Source organism: Microbacterium sp. B19(2022), from assembly GCF_012030385.1.
Taxonomy (GTDB): Bacteria; Actinomycetota; Actinomycetes; order Actinomycetales; family Microbacteriaceae; genus Microbacterium; species Microbacterium oxydans_B.
The window spans coordinates 310,900-327,275 of sequence record NZ_JAAUVO010000001.1 but is presented as its reverse complement, the minus strand read 5'-3'; the positions used below and the strand labels follow the sequence as shown (position 1 = coordinate 327,275).

General features: G+C 69.0%; 18 protein-coding genes. 14 read left to right on the top strand and 4 right to left on the bottom strand.

Annotated features, from left to right (window positions below):
- Positions 1–38 precede the first annotated feature (38 nt).
- From HCX50_RS01580 to HCX50_RS01540, 9 genes are all read left to right on the top strand, one after another.
- A complete protein-coding gene (locus HCX50_RS01580) occupies positions 39–455 on the top strand; it encodes a Fur family transcriptional regulator (protein WP_029264380.1) in 417 nt (138 codons plus the stop codon).
- Complete coding sequence (locus HCX50_RS01575) at positions 452–1,492, top strand: permease (RefSeq protein WP_091032167.1); 1,041 nt, start codon at positions 452–454, stop codon at positions 1,490–1,492. The genes HCX50_RS01580 and HCX50_RS01575 overlap by 4 nt, the downstream gene beginning before the upstream one ends.
- Positions 1,485–2,297 (top strand): TIGR03943 family putative permease subunit, encoded by an 813-nt coding sequence (locus HCX50_RS01570; RefSeq protein WP_167632757.1) that lies wholly within the window; start codon positions 1,485–1,487, stop codon positions 2,295–2,297. Before HCX50_RS01575 ends, HCX50_RS01570 begins: the two co-directional genes overlap by 8 nt.
- The gene (locus HCX50_RS01565; RefSeq protein ID WP_237682266.1) at positions 2,287–4,197 is read left to right on the top strand and encodes a hypothetical protein; all 1,911 of its coding nucleotides are present in this window, start codon (positions 2,287–2,289) and stop codon (positions 4,195–4,197) included. Before HCX50_RS01570 ends, HCX50_RS01565 begins: the two co-directional genes overlap by 11 nt.
- 1 nt (position 4,198) lies before the next feature.
- Positions 4,199–4,930 (top strand): DNA-3-methyladenine glycosylase, encoded by a 732-nt coding sequence (locus HCX50_RS01560; protein WP_091032161.1) that lies wholly within the window; start codon positions 4,199–4,201, stop codon positions 4,928–4,930.
- A gap of 139 nt (positions 4,931–5,069) precedes the next feature.
- On the top strand, positions 5,070–5,306 hold the full coding sequence (gene rpmB / locus HCX50_RS01555; protein ID WP_017203559.1) for a 50S ribosomal protein L28: 237 nt from the start codon (positions 5,070–5,072) through the stop codon (positions 5,304–5,306).
- Entirely contained in the window at positions 5,306–5,476 is a 171-nt protein-coding gene (gene rpmG / locus HCX50_RS01550) for a 50S ribosomal protein L33 (protein WP_017203558.1), read from the top strand. Before rpmB ends, rpmG begins: the two co-directional genes overlap by 1 nt.
- A gap of 3 nt (positions 5,477–5,479) precedes the next feature.
- Complete coding sequence (gene rpsN, locus HCX50_RS01545) at positions 5,480–5,785, top strand: 30S ribosomal protein S14 (protein WP_017829734.1); 306 nt, start codon at positions 5,480–5,482, stop codon at positions 5,783–5,785.
- A gap of 480 nt (positions 5,786–6,265) precedes the next feature.
- Complete coding sequence (locus HCX50_RS01540; protein ID WP_167632756.1) at positions 6,266–7,090, top strand: endonuclease domain-containing protein; 825 nt, start codon at positions 6,266–6,268, stop codon at positions 7,088–7,090.
- Between the two features lie 118 nt (positions 7,091–7,208).
- Here HCX50_RS01540 and HCX50_RS01535 read toward each other — a convergent pair whose 3' ends face one another.
- The gene (locus HCX50_RS01535) at positions 7,209–8,036 is read right to left on the bottom strand and encodes an alpha/beta hydrolase (protein ID WP_167632755.1); all 828 of its coding nucleotides are present in this window, start codon (positions 8,034–8,036) and stop codon (positions 7,209–7,211) included.
- A gap of 147 nt (positions 8,037–8,183) precedes the next feature.
- Between HCX50_RS01535 and HCX50_RS01530 the strand changes: the two genes are divergently transcribed.
- From HCX50_RS01530 to HCX50_RS01520, 3 genes are all read left to right on the top strand, one after another.
- Positions 8,184–8,765 carry a TetR/AcrR family transcriptional regulator gene (locus HCX50_RS01530; protein ID WP_091032153.1) on the top strand — a complete coding sequence of 194 codons (582 nt, stop codon included), beginning with the start codon at positions 8,184–8,186 and terminating at the stop codon, positions 8,763–8,765.
- Between the two features lie 182 nt (positions 8,766–8,947).
- Positions 8,948–9,235: an HU family DNA-binding protein gene (locus HCX50_RS01525; protein WP_017203554.1), complete on the top strand. Its 288-nt coding sequence runs from the start codon at positions 8,948–8,950 to the stop codon at positions 9,233–9,235.
- Between the two features lie 88 nt (positions 9,236–9,323).
- Positions 9,324–11,330, top strand: a complete 2,007-nt coding sequence (locus tag HCX50_RS01520) for a cytochrome c oxidase assembly protein (protein WP_337748916.1) — start codon at positions 9,324–9,326, stop codon at positions 11,328–11,330.
- A gap of 33 nt (positions 11,331–11,363) precedes the next feature.
- On the opposite strand, the gene HCX50_RS01515 is transcribed toward HCX50_RS01520, so the two are convergent.
- Positions 11,364–12,434 (bottom strand): hypothetical protein, encoded by a 1,071-nt coding sequence (locus HCX50_RS01515; protein WP_091032150.1) that lies wholly within the window; start codon positions 12,432–12,434, stop codon positions 11,364–11,366.
- A 114-nt stretch (positions 12,435–12,548) separates the two neighbouring features.
- On the opposite strand from HCX50_RS01515, the gene HCX50_RS01510 reads away from it, so the two are divergent.
- Entirely contained in the window at positions 12,549–13,934 is a 1,386-nt protein-coding gene (locus tag HCX50_RS01510) for an ATP-dependent DNA helicase (RefSeq protein WP_208617638.1), read from the top strand.
- Between the two features lie 4 nt (positions 13,935–13,938).
- On the opposite strand, the gene HCX50_RS01505 is transcribed toward HCX50_RS01510, so the two are convergent.
- Positions 13,939–14,586 (bottom strand): biliverdin-producing heme oxygenase, encoded by a 648-nt coding sequence (locus HCX50_RS01505; RefSeq protein ID WP_091032145.1) that lies wholly within the window; start codon positions 14,584–14,586, stop codon positions 13,939–13,941.
- An 81-nt stretch (positions 14,587–14,667) separates the two neighbouring features.
- Positions 14,668–14,979: a DUF2470 domain-containing protein gene (locus tag HCX50_RS01500; RefSeq protein WP_091032143.1), complete on the bottom strand. Its 312-nt coding sequence runs from the start codon at positions 14,977–14,979 to the stop codon at positions 14,668–14,670.
- Positions 14,980–15,076: 97 nt separating this feature from the next.
- Here HCX50_RS01500 and HCX50_RS01495 point away from each other — a divergent pair, with 97 nt between their 5' ends.
- Entirely contained in the window at positions 15,077–16,354 is a 1,278-nt protein-coding gene (locus HCX50_RS01495) for a serine hydrolase domain-containing protein (protein WP_091032140.1), read from the top strand.
- Positions 16,355–16,376: the final 22 nt, after the last annotated feature.

Here is a 16,376-nt window from a genome sequence, read left to right as displayed (position 1 = left end):
CCCAGCCCTCGCCAACTCCTGCGGCCTAGACTCGTCTCATGGCTCAGCGGAACACCTGGCAGCGCGAACGCGTGCGCGAAGCACTCGCCGACGCGCGCGGTTTCGTGAGCGCGCAGAACCTGCACGCCTCACTGCGAGACGACAACACGGGCATCGGCCTCGCCACCGTGTACCGCGCGCTCGCCGGCCTCGCCGCCTCCGGTGACGCCGATTCGCTGCAGAGCCCCGAGGGTGAGGCGCTGTACCGCGCCTGCACGACGCAGGGGCACCACCACCACCTCATCTGCCGATCCTGCGGGCTGACCGTCGAGATCGAGGCCAAGGACGTCGAGCAGTGGGCGCACCGCACCGCGGCGCTGCACGGATTCACGGATGCCGCGCACGTGGTCGACATCTTCGGGCTGTGCACCCCGTGCACGAACAAGCGCGACGCCGAAAGGGCTGCGAACGCGTGAGCCCCTCGGCAGGTACGGCGACCCGTCACGGTCACACGCATCGCCCGGCGCCGTCCGCGCGCTCGGCCTGGATCGGAGTCGGTCTCGGCGTCGTCATCATCGCGGCGCTGTTCCTCATCGACGCCTTCCTGCCGACGCTCTTCCCCGCAGCTCTCCCGACCCGCGCGCAAGACGGCCTCACCCTCGCGCTGAGCGTGCTGATCGAGGCGCTGCCGTTCGTGATCCTCGGCGTGCTGCTGTCGATCGTGGTGCAGGTGTGGCTGCCGCCCGACGTCATCCACCGCTGGCTGCCCCGGCGCGCATGGGCCCGTCGTGCCGTGCTGTCGCTGCTCGGCATGCTGATCCCGGTGTGCGAGTGCGGCAACGTGCCCTTCGCGCGCGGGCTGATGATGCGCGGGCTCGCTCCGGCCGAGGCGATGACCTTCCTCATCGCGGCGCCGATCGTGAACCCGATCGTGATCCTCACCACGCACGCGGCATTCGGCTGGGACGGCGGCATCCTGGTCGCCCGCCTCGTCGGCGGCTACCTGATCGCGAACCTGATCGGCTGGATCTACAGCCGCCACCCCGACCCGGACGGCATGCTCACGCAGCGTTTCGTCGACACCTGTGACCGTGTGACGCACGAACCGGGCACGCCGGTGCGCCGCAGCCTGACGCAGTTCCTCGTCGAGCTGCGTGCCGTGATGCCCGCGCTGGTGATCGGCTCGGCGCTCGCCGGAGCCGTGCAGGTGCTCATCCCGCGCGAATGGCTGCTCGCCATCGGGTCGAACCCGGTGCTGTCGATCGTCGCGATGATGATCCTCGCGATGACCGTCGCCATCTGCTCGAACGTCGACGCCTTCTTCGCGCTGTCGTTCGCCTCGACGTTCTCGTCCGGTGCGATCGTCGCCTTCCTGCTGGTGGGCCCGCTCGTCGACGTCAAGATGCTCGCGCTCATGCGCACCACTTTCACCACCCGCACACTCGTCGGCATCGTGGGAATCGTCCTCGCCTCGGCCTTCGCCATCGGGATCGGGGTGAACGTCCTTGTCTGAGCAGACCGCCATCCGTGCCCGCGCGCTCGGCACCCGTTGGCTGGGTGTGGGGCTCGCCGCGGTGATCTCGGTCGTCACGCTCGGCCTCGGACTCACCGGGCGCCTCAACCTCTACATCAGCCCCGAGTCGGTGTGGTTCGCCTGCACCGCCGCGGTCGTGACGCTCGCCGGCGCGATCTGGTCGTGCACCCTCCCGCTCGGCGAGGAGGGCGACCACGGACACGATCACGGGCCTGCTCCGGAAGTCGCGGATGCCGCCGATGATGCGGATCACGGCTCGCCCACCGCCTCCCCTCGACGTTCGCTCGCGGGTGTCGGGGCCGTCGCGGGCGGTGTGATCGCCACGGGCGTCGTCGCGGCCGCCCTCGTGCTGCCGCCGGCCTCGCTGTCGGTCGAGCTGGCGATGTCGCGCGCGGGGGAGCAGAGCGCGCTGTTCGCGGGGTCGGACACGGTCGCGCTCGGCGTCGCCGACACATCGACCTTCGGGGTGGGCGACTGGGCGAGCGTCTTCGCCGCGTCCACGAACACCGCCGCCTATGACGGCGCACCGGTGACCCTGACGGGATTCGTGACGCCCGACTCCTCGGCTGACGACGGCGTGAACCTCACCCGACTGGTCATCACGCACTGCGTGATCGACGCGCAGACCGCCGCACTCCCGGTCGACGTCGATCCGGATGACTACGCGACCGGACAGTGGGTCGAGATCACCGGGACCGTGCGCGCGGATGCCGATGGAAAGCTCCGTGTCGAGCCGACCGATGTCGTCGCGATCGACGAGCCGGGGGATCCGTATGAGTACTGACGACGAGCGCCCCGAGGTGCCCGCCGTTCCGCAGACTCGTGCGGAGATGCGCGCGGCCAGAGAGGCAGCCGAGGCGGCCGAGGCCGAGCGGATCGAGCGCGCGCTCGCGACGCACCATGAGCCCGAACCGCGCGTCGAGGAGCCGCGCGCCGATGCGGACGAGACTTCTGCTCGCGATGCCGCTGCCCGTGAAGCTGCTGCTCGCGAAGCCGCCGCCCGGGATGCCGCTGCCCGCGAGGCCGCGGTGCGAGAGGCAGGCGATCGCGAGGTCGCGGAGCAGGAAGCCGCCGCCCGCAAGATGGCCGCCTTCGAGGCCGCTGCGCGGGAAGACGCCGAGGCGACGGCGCTTCCGTCTGTTCCTCTCCCCACGGAGCCCGTCGTCGTGGGTGCGGCCCCCTTCGTCGCGTCCCCTGACGCTCCCGATGCCGCCGACACCGAGGCCGAAGCCGAGGCCGATGCTGAGCCGCGCGATGAGGCGTTCGATCCGGCCGACTCCCGCGACCCGTCCGCCCGCGAGCCTGCCCGCACCCCTGCGACGTCACGCCGTTTCCTCCTCACGATCGGTGCGGTCCTCGGCGTTCTGGTGCTCGTCGGCACCGTGTTCGGCATCGTGAGCCTCCTGCAGGGGCCACGGATCAGCGAGGTGCAGGTCGACGCCGCGCAGGCGATCGAGTCCTCCGGGAGTCGGGTCATCCTCACGGCGAATCAGGCGCTCGCGGACATCGATCCCGAGCAGGTCACCGTCGAACCGGCCGTGCCGTTCACGGTCGATGCATCGGGTCGTGGCGTCGGTGTGCGCTTCACGGTCCCGCTCGACGATTCCACGAAGTACACGGTGCGTGTCGCCGATGTCACCGGTGCCGGCGGGGGTCCCTCGACGACCCTGACGACGAGTTTCGAGACCCCGGCATCCCACATCTTCATCCTGCGCCGCGATGTCGACGGCAAGGACAAGATCTTCCTCACCGACCTCAAGGGCGACGGGGTGGCGGTCTACGAGCACGACAAGATCAACGACTTCCGCGCGACCTCGAACCAACTCGTCGTCGCGGTCGAGGAGGACGACGGGTCCCGGTTGATCGTGATGGATCGCGACGGGGGGAACCAGCGCGAGCTGAAACTCCCGGGCGACGGCTACGTGGGTGCAGTCCAAGTCTCCGAGCGCGGCGGCCTCGTCGGCTACAGCTACTCCGACCGTGAGCTGAGCGACGACGAAGGACGAGCGAGCGTGCTGGTCACACAGTCGCTGAACGGCAAAGACGACCCTCAGGTCATCGAGGTCGCGGGCAAGGAGGCGAGCGTCTTCGTCTGGCAGTTCGTGCCCGACAGCGCCGCCGTGCTCTTCATCGACTTCGACGGAGCGCTCTCGCTCGTCGACCGCTCGACCGATGCGGGGGTGCAGTCCCTCGGGCTTGCCGCGACCATCCAGGGCATCTCCCGCGGTACCTACACGGCGATCGTCGAGCGGCTCGACGCCACCGTGGTCGAGCTCAACCTCGCCGACGGATCCGAAGAGCCGCTCGCGGCATCCGATCCCGACTACGGCACGGCCTCCTCGATCACGCCGTACCCCGGTGGCACGCTGCGGCACGTGGTCTCGCGCGACGACGCGGGGCTGCCGATCGGGCAGGCAGTGATCCGCGTCGACGACGACGGCACGGCGACCCCGCTGGTCGAGGTCAGCTCGGCCGATTCGATCCTGCAGGCGTGCGCGTCGCCGAGCGGCCAGTACGCGGCGGTCGTCGTCGCCCCCGACCTGGCGAGCAATCCGTACGACGGGATGCTGCTCCCGCTGCCCGAGAACGTCGAGACGCACCTGATCGACATGGAGTCGGGCAAGGAGATGGTCGCCCTCACCGGCTTCGATGCCTCCTGGTGCCAGACGGCACCGCGGTTCTGACATGTCGACGCGCGATGCCCTGCGCCGTGCCGTTCGCGCCGATCTGGGCGGCTCCGCCGTCGACGTCGCGCCGCGACTGCTCGGCGCGGAACTGCGCACGTTCGTCGTCGGGCCCGACGACGCGGAGCTGCTCGAGGTGCGGCTCCGCATCACCGAGGTCGAGGCGTACCACGGTCGGGGCACCGGCGAGATTGCGGATCCCGGATCGCATGCGCGGATGGGGCCGACCGCTCGCAACGCCACGATGTGGGGCGAGCCCGGGCACCTGTACGTCTACCTGAGCCACGGCATCCACTCGTGCGTCAACGTCGTGTGCGGGCCGGAGGGGCAGGGCGACGGCGTGCTGCTGCGCGCGGGCGAGATCGTTGCCGGAGCGGATGCCGCCGCTCGGCGGCGGGGTGCCGCACTGCCTCTCGGTCGCATCGCCCTTCGCGACCTCGCCCGCGGGCCGGGACGCCTCGGTCAGGCCGTCGGGTTGCGGCATCCGCTGCACGACGGGATCGACGCCGTCACGGGGGAGGAGCGGCACGGGGCCCGCGCCGAGCTGTGGCTGGGCGATCAGCGGGACGACGTGGTGAGCGGCCCGCGCGTCGGTGTCGCAGGGGTCGCCGGCACGCACGCGTTCCCTTGGCGCTTCTGGATCGATGGTGATCCCACGGTGTCGCCGTTCCGCTGGGGACGGGGTGCCGCCGAAGCTGCGGCTCTCGTCGACCCTCCGCCCGTGCTAAACTGACTCTTTGTCTGCGCACACTCCTGTGCGCAGTTCGCGTGCTTCCCCTTCTGCGGCCGAGAGATCGGCGGGTCGTGGTTGCGTGCAGACAAGGGATCTTGGGTGAGGCCGTCCGGTCTCACGGTATAGAAGGAGTCACATCATGGCAGCAGTGTGCCAGGTGACCGGAGCTGTTCCCGGCTTCGGACACAATGTCTCGCACTCGCACCGCCGGACGAAGCGCCGCTTCGACCCGAACGTGCAGAAGAAGACGTACTTCGTTCCGTCGCTCGGTCGTAAGATCACGCTCAACGTGTCCGCCAAGGGCATCAAGGTGATCGACGTCCGCGGCATCGAGAACGTGGTCAAGGACCTCCAGGCGAAGGGTGTGAAGCTCTAATGGCCAAGAAGGCTCAGGACGTTCGTCCGATCATCAAGCTGCGTTCGACGGCAGGTACGGGTTACACGTACGTGACGAAGAAGAACCGCCGCAACACCCCCGACCGCCTCGTGCTCAAGAAGTACGACCCGGTCATCCGTCAGCACGTCGAATTCCGAGAGGAGCGTTGATCAATGGCTAAGAAGAGCAAGATCGCTCGCAACGAGCAGCGCAAGGTCATCGTCGAGCGTTACGCCGAGCGTCGCGCCGAGCTGAAGAAGACCCTGGTCGACCCGAACGCCACCGACGAGGCCCGCGAGGCCGCACGCGTCGGCCTGCAGAAGCTGCCGCGCAACGCGTCGCCGGCTCGCGTGCGTTCGCGCGACGTCATCGACGGCCGCCCCCGCGGTGTCCTCACGAAGTTCGGCATCTCGCGTGTCCGCTTCCGTGACATGGCACACCGTGGCGAGCTGCCGGGTGTCACCAAGTCGAGCTGGTAAGTCTCAGCTGACAGAAGGGGCGAGGATCTTCGGATCCTCGCCCCTTCTGCGTGCCCGGCGCTTCGTCCTGCGTTGTGGTGCCCTCGCGTTGTGGTGCCCCTCGCGTGTGGTGCCCTCGCGTTGTGAAGGACTTCTCGCGCTTTGAAGGACGCGAGGCGGCATCCACTCCTTCATTCCGCGTCTTCTCCTTCATTCGGTGCGCGTTGGCGAGGCGAGGCGGGGGGCGGGGTGCGCACGTGCCCTCACGCTCTGAAGGAGATATCCCGTCCTGAAGGCCTGCTGACGGCATCCACTCCTTCGCTCCGTGTTTTCTCCTTCAGATCGTGAGATCAGACGTGCCCGGCGGGAGAGCGGGCGCGTTCGTGGGGGCTTGATGCTCCGCAGGGAGCTGTCCTGCACAGCCACTGCTCGCTGAAGAACAGTGCCCGTCTACCGGGGTCGTGGCCGTGCCCGTGCCAGGCGGGCGGGCACGATCGTTCCATGGATGCCGTGAGCGAGTTGCGACGTCGTGGGGGAGTCGCGCGAGTGCGCACGCTTCGAGAAGCCGGGGTGAGCGAGTACGCGCTGCGGCGGTCGAAGGAGCAGGGGGAGATCGCGACCGTGCGCCAGGGGTGGGTGGCGCTGCCCGACGCCGATCCGCAGACCGTCGGAGCCGTGTCGTGCGGAGTCGTGCTGAGCTGCGTGACGGCGGCGGAGCGGTACGGGCTCTGGGTTCCGGAGAAGTCGCCGCTCCACGTCGCCGCTCGACCGAACGCTGCGCGCATTCGGGTGCCGTCGCGGGTCGTCGTGCACTGGTCGAAGCCTGTTGTCCCCCGTGCTCCGGATGCCGCGGTTGACGAGCTCGTGAACGCCCTCGCTGTGATCGCGCAGTGTCAGCCGTTCGAGACCGCCCTCGTGATCTGGGAGTCGGCGATGAACAAGCGGCTCGTAGACACCGCGCGGCTCCGAGGCCTCGAGCTTCCGCCGCCCGCCCGAACGCTTCTCGCGAGGGCGCGCCCCTTCGCGGACTCCGGGCTGGAGACCATCGTCATCCATCGGCTCCGGTGGATGGGGCTCCGGATGTTGCCGCAGGCGTGGGTCGTGGATCGCCGGGTCGATCTCCTCATCGGCGACCGGCTGGTGATCCAGCTCGACGGCGCGACCCATGCGGGGGAGCAGCGGACCAAGGACATCGCGCATGACGCGCAGCTCATGATCCGTGGCTACCGTGTGCTGCGTTTCAGTTATGAGCAGGTGATGGAGCGCTGGCCCGAGGTGCAGTCGGTGATCATGGAGGCCGTTGCGCAAGGAGCGCACCTTGCGTGACAGCGTGTTCCGCACAACGTGAAGGAGATCTCGTGGAACGAAGGAGCAGATGCGGCATCGACTCCTTCATTCCGCGAGATCTCCTTCATTCCTGGAGTCTGCCCGGCGCAGGCTCATGTCACGCGACGGCGGCGGTGGTGTGTGCGACGGCCCAGGCGAGGGCCTCGTCGGCGATCTCCTCCCAGCCCGCCTGGCTGACCAGGCGGTGGGTGCGCCCGGGGTACTCCTTGTACTCGACGACGGCGGGGCTGCCGGTCGAGCGGTACTTCTGCACGATCGCGCGACCGATGGCCGGCGGCACGACGTGGTCGATCTCGCCCGTGATGACATACAGCGGGGCCCGGTCGGTGCGCGCGTAGTCGACGTGGGTGACGCCGCCCTTCTCATTGAACGCGGATGCGACGCCCTCGAAGAAGACCCGGTTGTAGGAGTTCACGGCCGATTCCTCCCAGAGGCGGTCGGACTCGGCGCGGCTCAGGTCGTTGCCGAACGTGAAGTGGAAGTGGCGCTTCGACAGCGGCTTGGCGCCGTTGCGGCCGAAGGGGTTCGCGAGGATCGGGGTGCCGGTCCACAGTGTCGACAGCGGCAGGGTGGTGATGCCCGCGGTCTGTCCGGGGGCGACGCCCACGTACGCGGCGCCGACGCCGCGGTCGGCCAACATCTGCGTGATGACGCCGCCGAAGGAGTGGCCCATGACGATCGGCTTCACGGGCAGTGCACGGATGATGCGCTCGTAGTGGTCGACGATCTGCTTCAGGCCGATGCCCTTCAGCGCGGACGGATCGCGGCGGATGTCTTCGACCGAGCGGTCGTCGATGCCGGGCCAGCCCGGGACGATGACCTCGTGGCCCTGGGCGCGGAAGCGCTCGGCCCAGGTGTTCCAGCTGGTGGGGGTCATCCACAGGCCGTGGATCAGGACGATCGGGGTCTTGTCGGTGGTGTTCATGATCTTCTTCTCTCTGTTCGGCTCCCGCTGATCGGAAGTGCGTTAGGCTGATAGTAGACCGAACGTTCTATCTACCGCAACCTATTCCCAAAACCGGGAAATCGGATTCGGATGCCGGGGTTCGGATGACACGATGAGAGGAAGATCATGGACACCACGACGAAGCGCCCCAGCCCCGCCCGCGCCCGGCTGATCGATGCCGCCACCCGCCTCTTCTATGAACAGGGCATCCACGCGGTCGGCGTCGACCGCGTGATCGAGGAGGCCGGTGTCACTCGCGCGACCCTCTACAAGCAGTTCGGCGGCAAGGAGAACCTCGTGCTCGCCTACCTCGGTCACGAGGACGAGATGCTCCGCGCGATGTTCACGGAGGCGGGAGCGGCCGTCTCCGATCCCGACGCGCTGCTGGATGCGGTGGTCCAGGGCATCGCCGCCGACATCCGCGAGCACCACACGCGGGGCTGCCCCTTCATCAACGCGGCCGCGGAGTATCCGGATGCCGGCGGCGCCGTGCGGCAGCTCATCGACGAGCATCGGGAGTGGTTCCGCTCGACCCTGCAGCAGGTCGCCGAGGCCGCCGGTCTCGAGCGGCCGGAGGAGGTCGCCGCGTCGCTCGTGCTGCTGCGCGATGCCGCGCTCGTCGGCGGATATCTCGACGGCGAAGGCCGTGTCAGCCCGGCGTTCGAGCGCACGGCCAGGGCCGTGATCGACGCGCACCGGGCTCGCTGACGACCCCGGAATCTGTGACTGGAGTGGCCAAAGTGGTGCGACACGCCCAGTAATTGCCCAAAACCCGCGAAATGACGCGGAAATGTGGGTGGTGGTTGATACATTCGAGGCGGTCACTAGACCAGGAGCATCCGCTCCGATACCCACAACGATGCGACGGGATCTCGTCGCTGGAGGATGACATGGCTGACAAGTCCATCACCAAGACCGAGCTCGTCGCGAGCATCGCAAGCGCCACGGGCCAGAGCCAGGCCACCGTCTCCGGTGTCCTCGACTCCCTGTTCGCCACGGTCTCCGACGCTGTTGCCAAGGGCAGCAAGGTCTCCATCCCGGGCTGGATCTCCTTCGAGCAGGTCGACACCGCTGCTCGCACGGGCCGCAACCCGCAGACCGGCGCCGAGATCAAGATCCCGGCCGGCAAGCGCGTCAAGGTGACCGCTGGCTCCAAGCTCAAGGCTGCCGTCAAGTAATCTGACCGCACCTCATCGAAGGCCGCTCCCGTTCCGACGGGGGCGGCCTTCGTGCTTTCCCCCCTCCGGGCGCGCCTAGGCTGGAGGGGTGAGTTCCCGCAGCGAGTCGACGAGTCGGATCTCGGCGTATCGCATCGCCGGGATCGTCATCCTCCTCGTCGCTGCACTGGTCGCCCTGACGCTCGCGCTCCTCGTCGGCGGAGGTGCGAAGCCTCCGCTCCTGCAGGACCCCGGCCCGTTCGTGCTCTGGGGCACGCCGATCGCCAAGCTCGTGATGAACATGTCCGGCGCGGTGATGCTCGGCTCCCTGGTGCTGGCCCTGTTCGGGTTGCGCGCGGGGGATCGCTCGTTCGACGCCGCGCTGAACATCGCCTCGGTCGGCGCCGCCGTGTTCACGATCTCGGCGGGCCTCGCCGGGTTCCTCGCCTTCATGGCCGCCTTCAACCCGAAGCTCAGCATCGAGCGCGAGTTCGGTACGCAGCTGGGCCGCTTCCTGCTGGAGCTGCCGCTCGGCCAGTCCTGGCTCATCACCACGCTCTTCGGCGCGATCATCACGGTGCTCGCGTTCGCCTGGCGCTCGTGGACGCCCACGCTCATCACGGCGCTGCTGGCCGCGGCATCCTTCCTCCCGCTCGCGACGCAGGGCCATGCGGGCGATCTCGCCGGGCACAACATGGCCGTCAACTCGATCCTGCTGCACACGATCGGCGCGGCCGTCTGGCTCGGCGGACTCCTGTTGCTGATCCTGCTGCGCGGACGAGCCGACGTCGACACCGCGCAGCTCGTCGGACGCTACTCGTCGCTCGCGATCGCCGCCTTCGCCGTGGTCGCCGTCTCGGGGGTCACGCGATCGATCGTCGCGGTCGGTGACTGGACCGCGCTGTGGACCACGCCCTACGGCTGGATCGTGCTCGCCAAAGTCGCGCTGCTGGGCGGAATGGGCCTGCTCGGCGCCTGGTACCGCGCCCGCCTCATCCCGAAGCTCGCCGGAGCCCGCGCCGCCGGCTGGTTCTGGCTGCTCGTGCTGTGCGAGGTCGCGCTGATGGGCCTCGCCTCCGGCGCCGCGGCCGCGCTGGCCCGTACGCCCCCTCCCACGGGAGAGACCGCCGCCTTCCTGCAGACGCCCGCCCAGATCCTGACCGGGGCGACACTGCCGCCCGAGCTCACCCTCGAGCGTTGGTTCACGGCGTGGGACATCGACGTGCTCTGGCTCATCGCGGCGGGCCTCGGACTGTTCTTCTACCTGGCGGGTGTGTGGCGCCTGCACCGGCGCGGCGACCGCTGGCCGATCCATCGCACGGTCTTCTGGGTGCTGGGGATGCTGCTGCTCGTCTGGGTCACCGGCGGTCCGATCAACGCGTACCAGGAGTACCTGTTCAGCATCCACATGATGGGCCACATGATGCTGTCGATGGCGATCCCGCTGTTGCTCGTCTCCGGGGCCCCGATCACCCTCGCGCTGCGCGCCATCCACAAGCGCGACGACGGCACCCGCGGTGGCCGCGAGTGGATCATGTGGGCCGTGCACTCGCCGTTCGCCCGCGTGGTCACGCATCCGTTCGTCGCGGCGGCCATCTTCATCCTGTCGCTGTGGGCCTTCTACTTCACCGACCTCGTGCGCTGGTCGATGTTCGAGCACCTCGGTCATGAGTGGATGGTCATCCACTTCCTGATCTCGGGCTACCTGTTCGTCATGAGCCTCATCGGCGCGGACCCGGTCCCCTACCGTCTGCCGTATCCCGGACGCCTGATCACGCTGATCGCCGTCATGGCGATGCACGCCTTCTTCGGCATCGCGATCATGATGCAGGAGGGGCTGATGGTCGCCGACTGGTTCGGGGCGATGGGTCGCGACTGGGGTGTCGACCCGATGCAGGACCAGTACGTCGGCGGCGGCATCGCGTGGTCGATCGGGGAGATCCCGACGCTCATCCTCGCGATCACGGTCGCCATCCAGTGGAGCCGCAGCGACACGAAGCTGCAGCGTCGGGCAGACCGGCACGCGGATCGCACGGGAGACGCGGAGCTCGAGGAGTACAACGCCAAGCTCGCGGCGCTCGCCGAACGCGATCAGCGCCGCGAAGAAGGCCGCTGAGACCCGTCGCGGGGTGCGCAGTCGTCCGGGACCTCAGTCGACCGGGACGTCACCCGGGGCGCCGACCCTGATCGACGCCGAGCCGTTCGGCAGGATCACGATCGTGCCGTTGAGCTGGAACGGCACGTCTTCGGAGAGCGGTGCGATCGACCCGTCGAACAGCGACTGGATCTCGACGTCGACGTGCGCCACGGCCTCGGTGGTCGGGATCTGCCACTGGCCCTCGTCGGGGATGACCGTGACCTGAGGCTGGCTCGCGATGGACCACTTCGGCGGGGCGGTGATCCGGTTCGTGACCCGCAGGCCGAACGGGCAGGCGGTCGGCTGCAGCACCTCCTGCGTCGTGCACTCCGTGAGGAACTGCTCGACCTGCTGCTGCACGACCTTGACGAACTCCTCGGTCGGCTCGGTCTGCACGTCGAGCGGCGTGACGGCCAGGGGCGTGTCTGACAGCACGCCGTGCCCGGATGCGGTCGCGATGGGAGTGTCGACCGTGATCGAGTACAGCCCGGGTGTGAAGACCAGCAGCGGCAGGGGATCGAGTGCGCCCGCCTCGGGCCCGAGGGCCGACACCTGTCGACGGTCGACCTCGAAGCCGTTCACCGCGAACTGGTCGGCGCCGCGAACGGTGAGGTCGATCACGGCGAGGGGGCTGGTGGTGAAGCGCCAGTTCGGGGTCACGCCCGCCCAGCCGTCCTGCTCGATGAGGAACGTGCTCGTGCCGGAGTGGCCGCTCGCCTGGTAGCTCACGGTGACCGCGGTACCGCCGTCTGCGGGCTTCTCCGACTCGACCTTCACATCGGTCAGCGGTGCGAGTGCCGAGCGCCGGAGCATCGCCTCCGAGGCTGCCGGGTCGATGCCCGCCTTCTCGAGGGTCTCGCGGTCGATCGCGACGCCGGGAATGCGGAGAGCATCGGCGGCGCGGCCCGCGGAGAGCAGGTCGAGATAGCGGGTCACGAAGGCGGAAGGGCCGTAGAACTGCTGGTACAGAGTCGCGCCGCCGGCACCGAGTGCGGCGACCAGCATGAGCCCGACGACGGCCAGCATCGCCAGATCGACGCCCAGGCGCGATCGCCGGGGCGCGCGCGTGCCGGCCCGTCCCATGGCGTCAGTCTAGGAGGGCGTCCTGGGGGGACGCCGAGCGTCGGCAGCCGCAGGCGGATGCCGGGACGTAGCATGGGTGGCGCCCCGTTTCCGTCTGCTTCCCCTGTGAGTGCCGTGTCCCTTCCCGCCCTGTCCGAGGAGCAGCAAGAGCTGTTCCGGCTCATCGAGGACACCGGCGAGCACGTCTTCATCACCGGGCGTGCCGGCACCGGCAAGTCGACGCTGTTGCAGCACTTCGCCTGGCACACGAAGAAGCAGATCGCGATCTGTGCACCCACCGGTGTCGCGGCGCTCAACGTCGAGGGCCAGACCATCCATTCGCTCTTCCGGCTGCCCATCGGCCTGATCGGCGACGCCGACATCGACCAGAACGATGCGACGCGACGCATCCTCAACGCCATCGAGACACTCGTGATCGACGAGATCTCGATGGTCAACGCCGACCTGATGGATGCGATCGACCGCTCCCTGCGCCAGGCCAGAGGGCGCAGGGGTGAACCGTTCGGTGGCGTGCAGGTCGTCATGTTCGGCGACCCGTACCAGTTGGCGCCGGTTCCCCCGCGGGGTGACGAGGCCCGCTACGTACAGGACCACTACCGCTCGTTCTGGTTCTTCGACGCCAAGGTGTGGGCCGGCGGGTCCGGGATCTCCGATCAGGGAGGCCTGTTCGAGGTCGACACCCGTGCCGAGCTGCACGTGCGGGAGCTGGTGCAGATCCACCGCCAGTCCGACGACGGGTTCAAGGCGATGCTGAACGCCGTGCGCTACGGGCGGGTGACCGCCGAGATCGCCGGGGTGCTGAACACGCAGGGCGCGCGCACGCCGCCGGATCCGGAGCCGGGCGAGGTGCCGATGATCACCCTCGCCACGCGCAACGACATCGTGAACAGCATCAACAGCAGGCATCTTGCTGCACTGCCCGGCAAGGAGCAGACCGCGCGCGCCGAGGTCAGCGGCGACTTCGGGCGCGGCGAGGCGTCGCTGCCGGCCGAGTCCGAGCTCAAGCTCAAGGTCGGCGCGCAGGTGATGTTCCTGCGCAACGACACGGCGATGTCCGGAGAGCCGCCCCGCTGGGTGAACGGCACCATCGGAACGGTGGTCCGCATCATCGGCAGCGCGGTGCGCGTCGACATCGACGGCGAGGAGGTCGACGTCGAACCCGCCGTGTGGGAACGGTTCCGCTACGCGTACGACCAGAACACCAAGAAGCTGTCGCGCGACGTGGTGGCCGAGTTCACCCAGTTCCCGCTGCGGCTCGCCTGGGCGGTCACGATCCACAAGTCGCAGGGCAAGACCTACGAACGCGCGATCATCGACCTCGGCTCCGGCGCCTTCGCGCCGGGGCAGACGTATGTCGCGCTGAGCCGGCTGACCTCGCTCGAGGGGCTCTACCTGTCGCGCCCGCTGCGACCCCGCGACATCCGGGTGGACGAGGACGTGCGCCGGTTCATGCGCGACGCCTGGCTGGCGGCGTCGACACCGGAGCTGCCGAAGAGCTGACGCCTCAGGCCGCGGCGCGCGCCCGGTCGAGGTCTTCGAAGAGCTCGGTGTTGAAGCGGTAGGCGAGGAGCACCTCGTCGATCACGCGCTCGCGCTCGGCGTCGTCCCACGGCGCCGCGTCGAGCTGCTCGCGGTACACGTCCTTGAAGGCCGACGGGTCGGCGATGTCGTCGAACAGGTAGAAGCCGATGCCGTTGGTCTCGAAGCCGAAACGACGGGCCATCACGCGGCCGATGAAGATCCCACCGGAGAGGTCGCCGAGGTAGCGCGTGTAGTGATGCGCCACGAAGCCGCCGGCCCAGGTCGCCCCGACCTGACGGATGCGGTCGACATAGCGCTGCGTGGTCGGCAGCGGCACGATCTGCTCGCGCCAGTCGGCGCCGAGGAGGAACTCCAGGTCGGCCTCGAGCGCGGGAAGGCGGGTGAGCTTGTCGCTGAGGAAGACCGAGGCGATCGGGTCCTGGCGCATGCGGTCGCCGGCGCTCTCGAGTGCCTCGTAGATGAAGTAGTGCTGAGCGACGAGCGAGATGTAGTCCTCGCGGGAGCCCTCACCCTTCAGGAGGTCGGACATGAAGCCGGCGGTCTCGCTGCGGGAGTGCGATCCGGACGAGCGCTCGCGCAGGGCGGCGGAGAAGGAGAGGATCTCGGGCATGACCTTAGTGTAAGGGGAGCCTTACCTCAGAGGAAAGCCCGGAGTCACCGGAAGTCGTCCGGCGCCACGTCGCCGCGACGATCAGGCGTGCGGACGCGGCTCGACCCCGAGACGGGCGCAGGCCTCGTCATAGAGCGCCACGACCTCGCGACGCACCGACGGGCGGTCGGCGATGGGTCCTCCGGGCCACGGCACGCGCAGCTCGGAGGCGGCGCCGCCGGCGGTGATCGCCCACACCCCGCCATCGCCGTCGAAGCCGGTCATGACGGAGTCGCTGATCTCGGCGTCGGTCTCGGCGAAGGCGCGGGCGATGAGCAGATTGTCGTCGGTGTGGTCGCCGTTCATGTGGCGGAGAACGGCGGCGATCACGTCGGCATCGAAGAGGTGGGACACGATTCTCACCTTACGCGCGCGCAGGGATCGCCCGGCGCGGGGCCGACTTTCAGGATCCGCGTTCTAGACTCGGGAGACACATCCTCGGGGGTTCTACATGCAGCTTCTCTCGTCGCGCCGTTGGCGCGCCGCAGCGGCCAGTGCGGCCGTGCTCGCTCTCGTCCTCACCGGATGCTCCTCCGAAGGCTCCTTCACCTACACGCCACCGGCTCAGGTGGACGGCGCTCTGCCCGACGCGACGGTCGAGGCCATGCAGGCGGCCGTCGACAACGCGCTCACCGCATCCGGCGCCTCCGGGGCGATCGTGGGCGTCTGGGTCCCGTGGAGCGGCAGCTGGGTCACCGCATCGGGCACGCAGGACCGCGACGGCGGCGAGCTGTCCACCGATATGACCTTCCGCGTCGCCGACGTGACCCGCCTCATGACGTGCGACGTGCTCTACGCCCTCGCCGACGAGGGGACCGTCAAGCTCGACGCCAAGGTGCCCAAGTACGTCTCGGGCGTCGCCGACATGAAGGACGTCACCCTCCTCGACCTGTGCAACGGCACGAGCGGTGCCGGATCGTCCGAGCCGACGATCAAGGGCGCGCTACTGAACACCCCGGAGCGCATCTGGGCTCCGCTGGAGCTCGCCGGCTACGGGCTGGGCCGCGAGCGGGTGGCACCGGCGACGACCTTCCGCGATTCCGACGCGGGATACCTCCTCCTCGGCCTCGCTCTCGAGCGGGCCACGGGCATGTCGGCATCCGAACTGATCGCGGAGTACGTCACGGAGCCGCTCGAACTCGCCGCCACCTCGCTCCCCGGCTCGACGCCGGCTGCGCCGGGAGACACCCCGTTGAACGGGCACTACATGTCGGCTGTCGAAGGCGGCTTCAACTGCGCCGCCCCGGTCGACATCACCACGCTCTCGGCCAGCTCCGGTTACACCGACTCCGGCGTGGTCTCCAACATCACCGATCTCGGTCGCTACGTCCAGGCCGAGGCGAAGCAGGTGCTGCGCACGAAGGACAAACCGGCTCGCTTCGGCAGCCCGCTCCCGGCCGGCGCACACGACCCGTCCTGGTTCCAGACCGCCGGTGGGGCGTTCCTCGTGGGCTCGATGGTCGGTCAGCACGGCTCGGTCCCGGGCTACGCCACGGCCGCATACTCCGATCCGGCGACCGGGTTCACCGTCGCCGTGGTGCTGAACGACTCGACGGCAGGCGTGGCGATCGCGCAGCAGCTGTCGTGGGAGCTCGCGGCGATCGCGTCGAAGGCCCCCGCGGCGTCCGGCCAGACGGCGCCGGAGTTCGGGCTCCCCTTCACGGCGGAGCAGTACCACGAGGCGATCTCGAAGTCCGCGCTCGCCTGCGTGCCGCCGCCTGCGGAGTGACCACCGGCCCGACCTCGGTGCG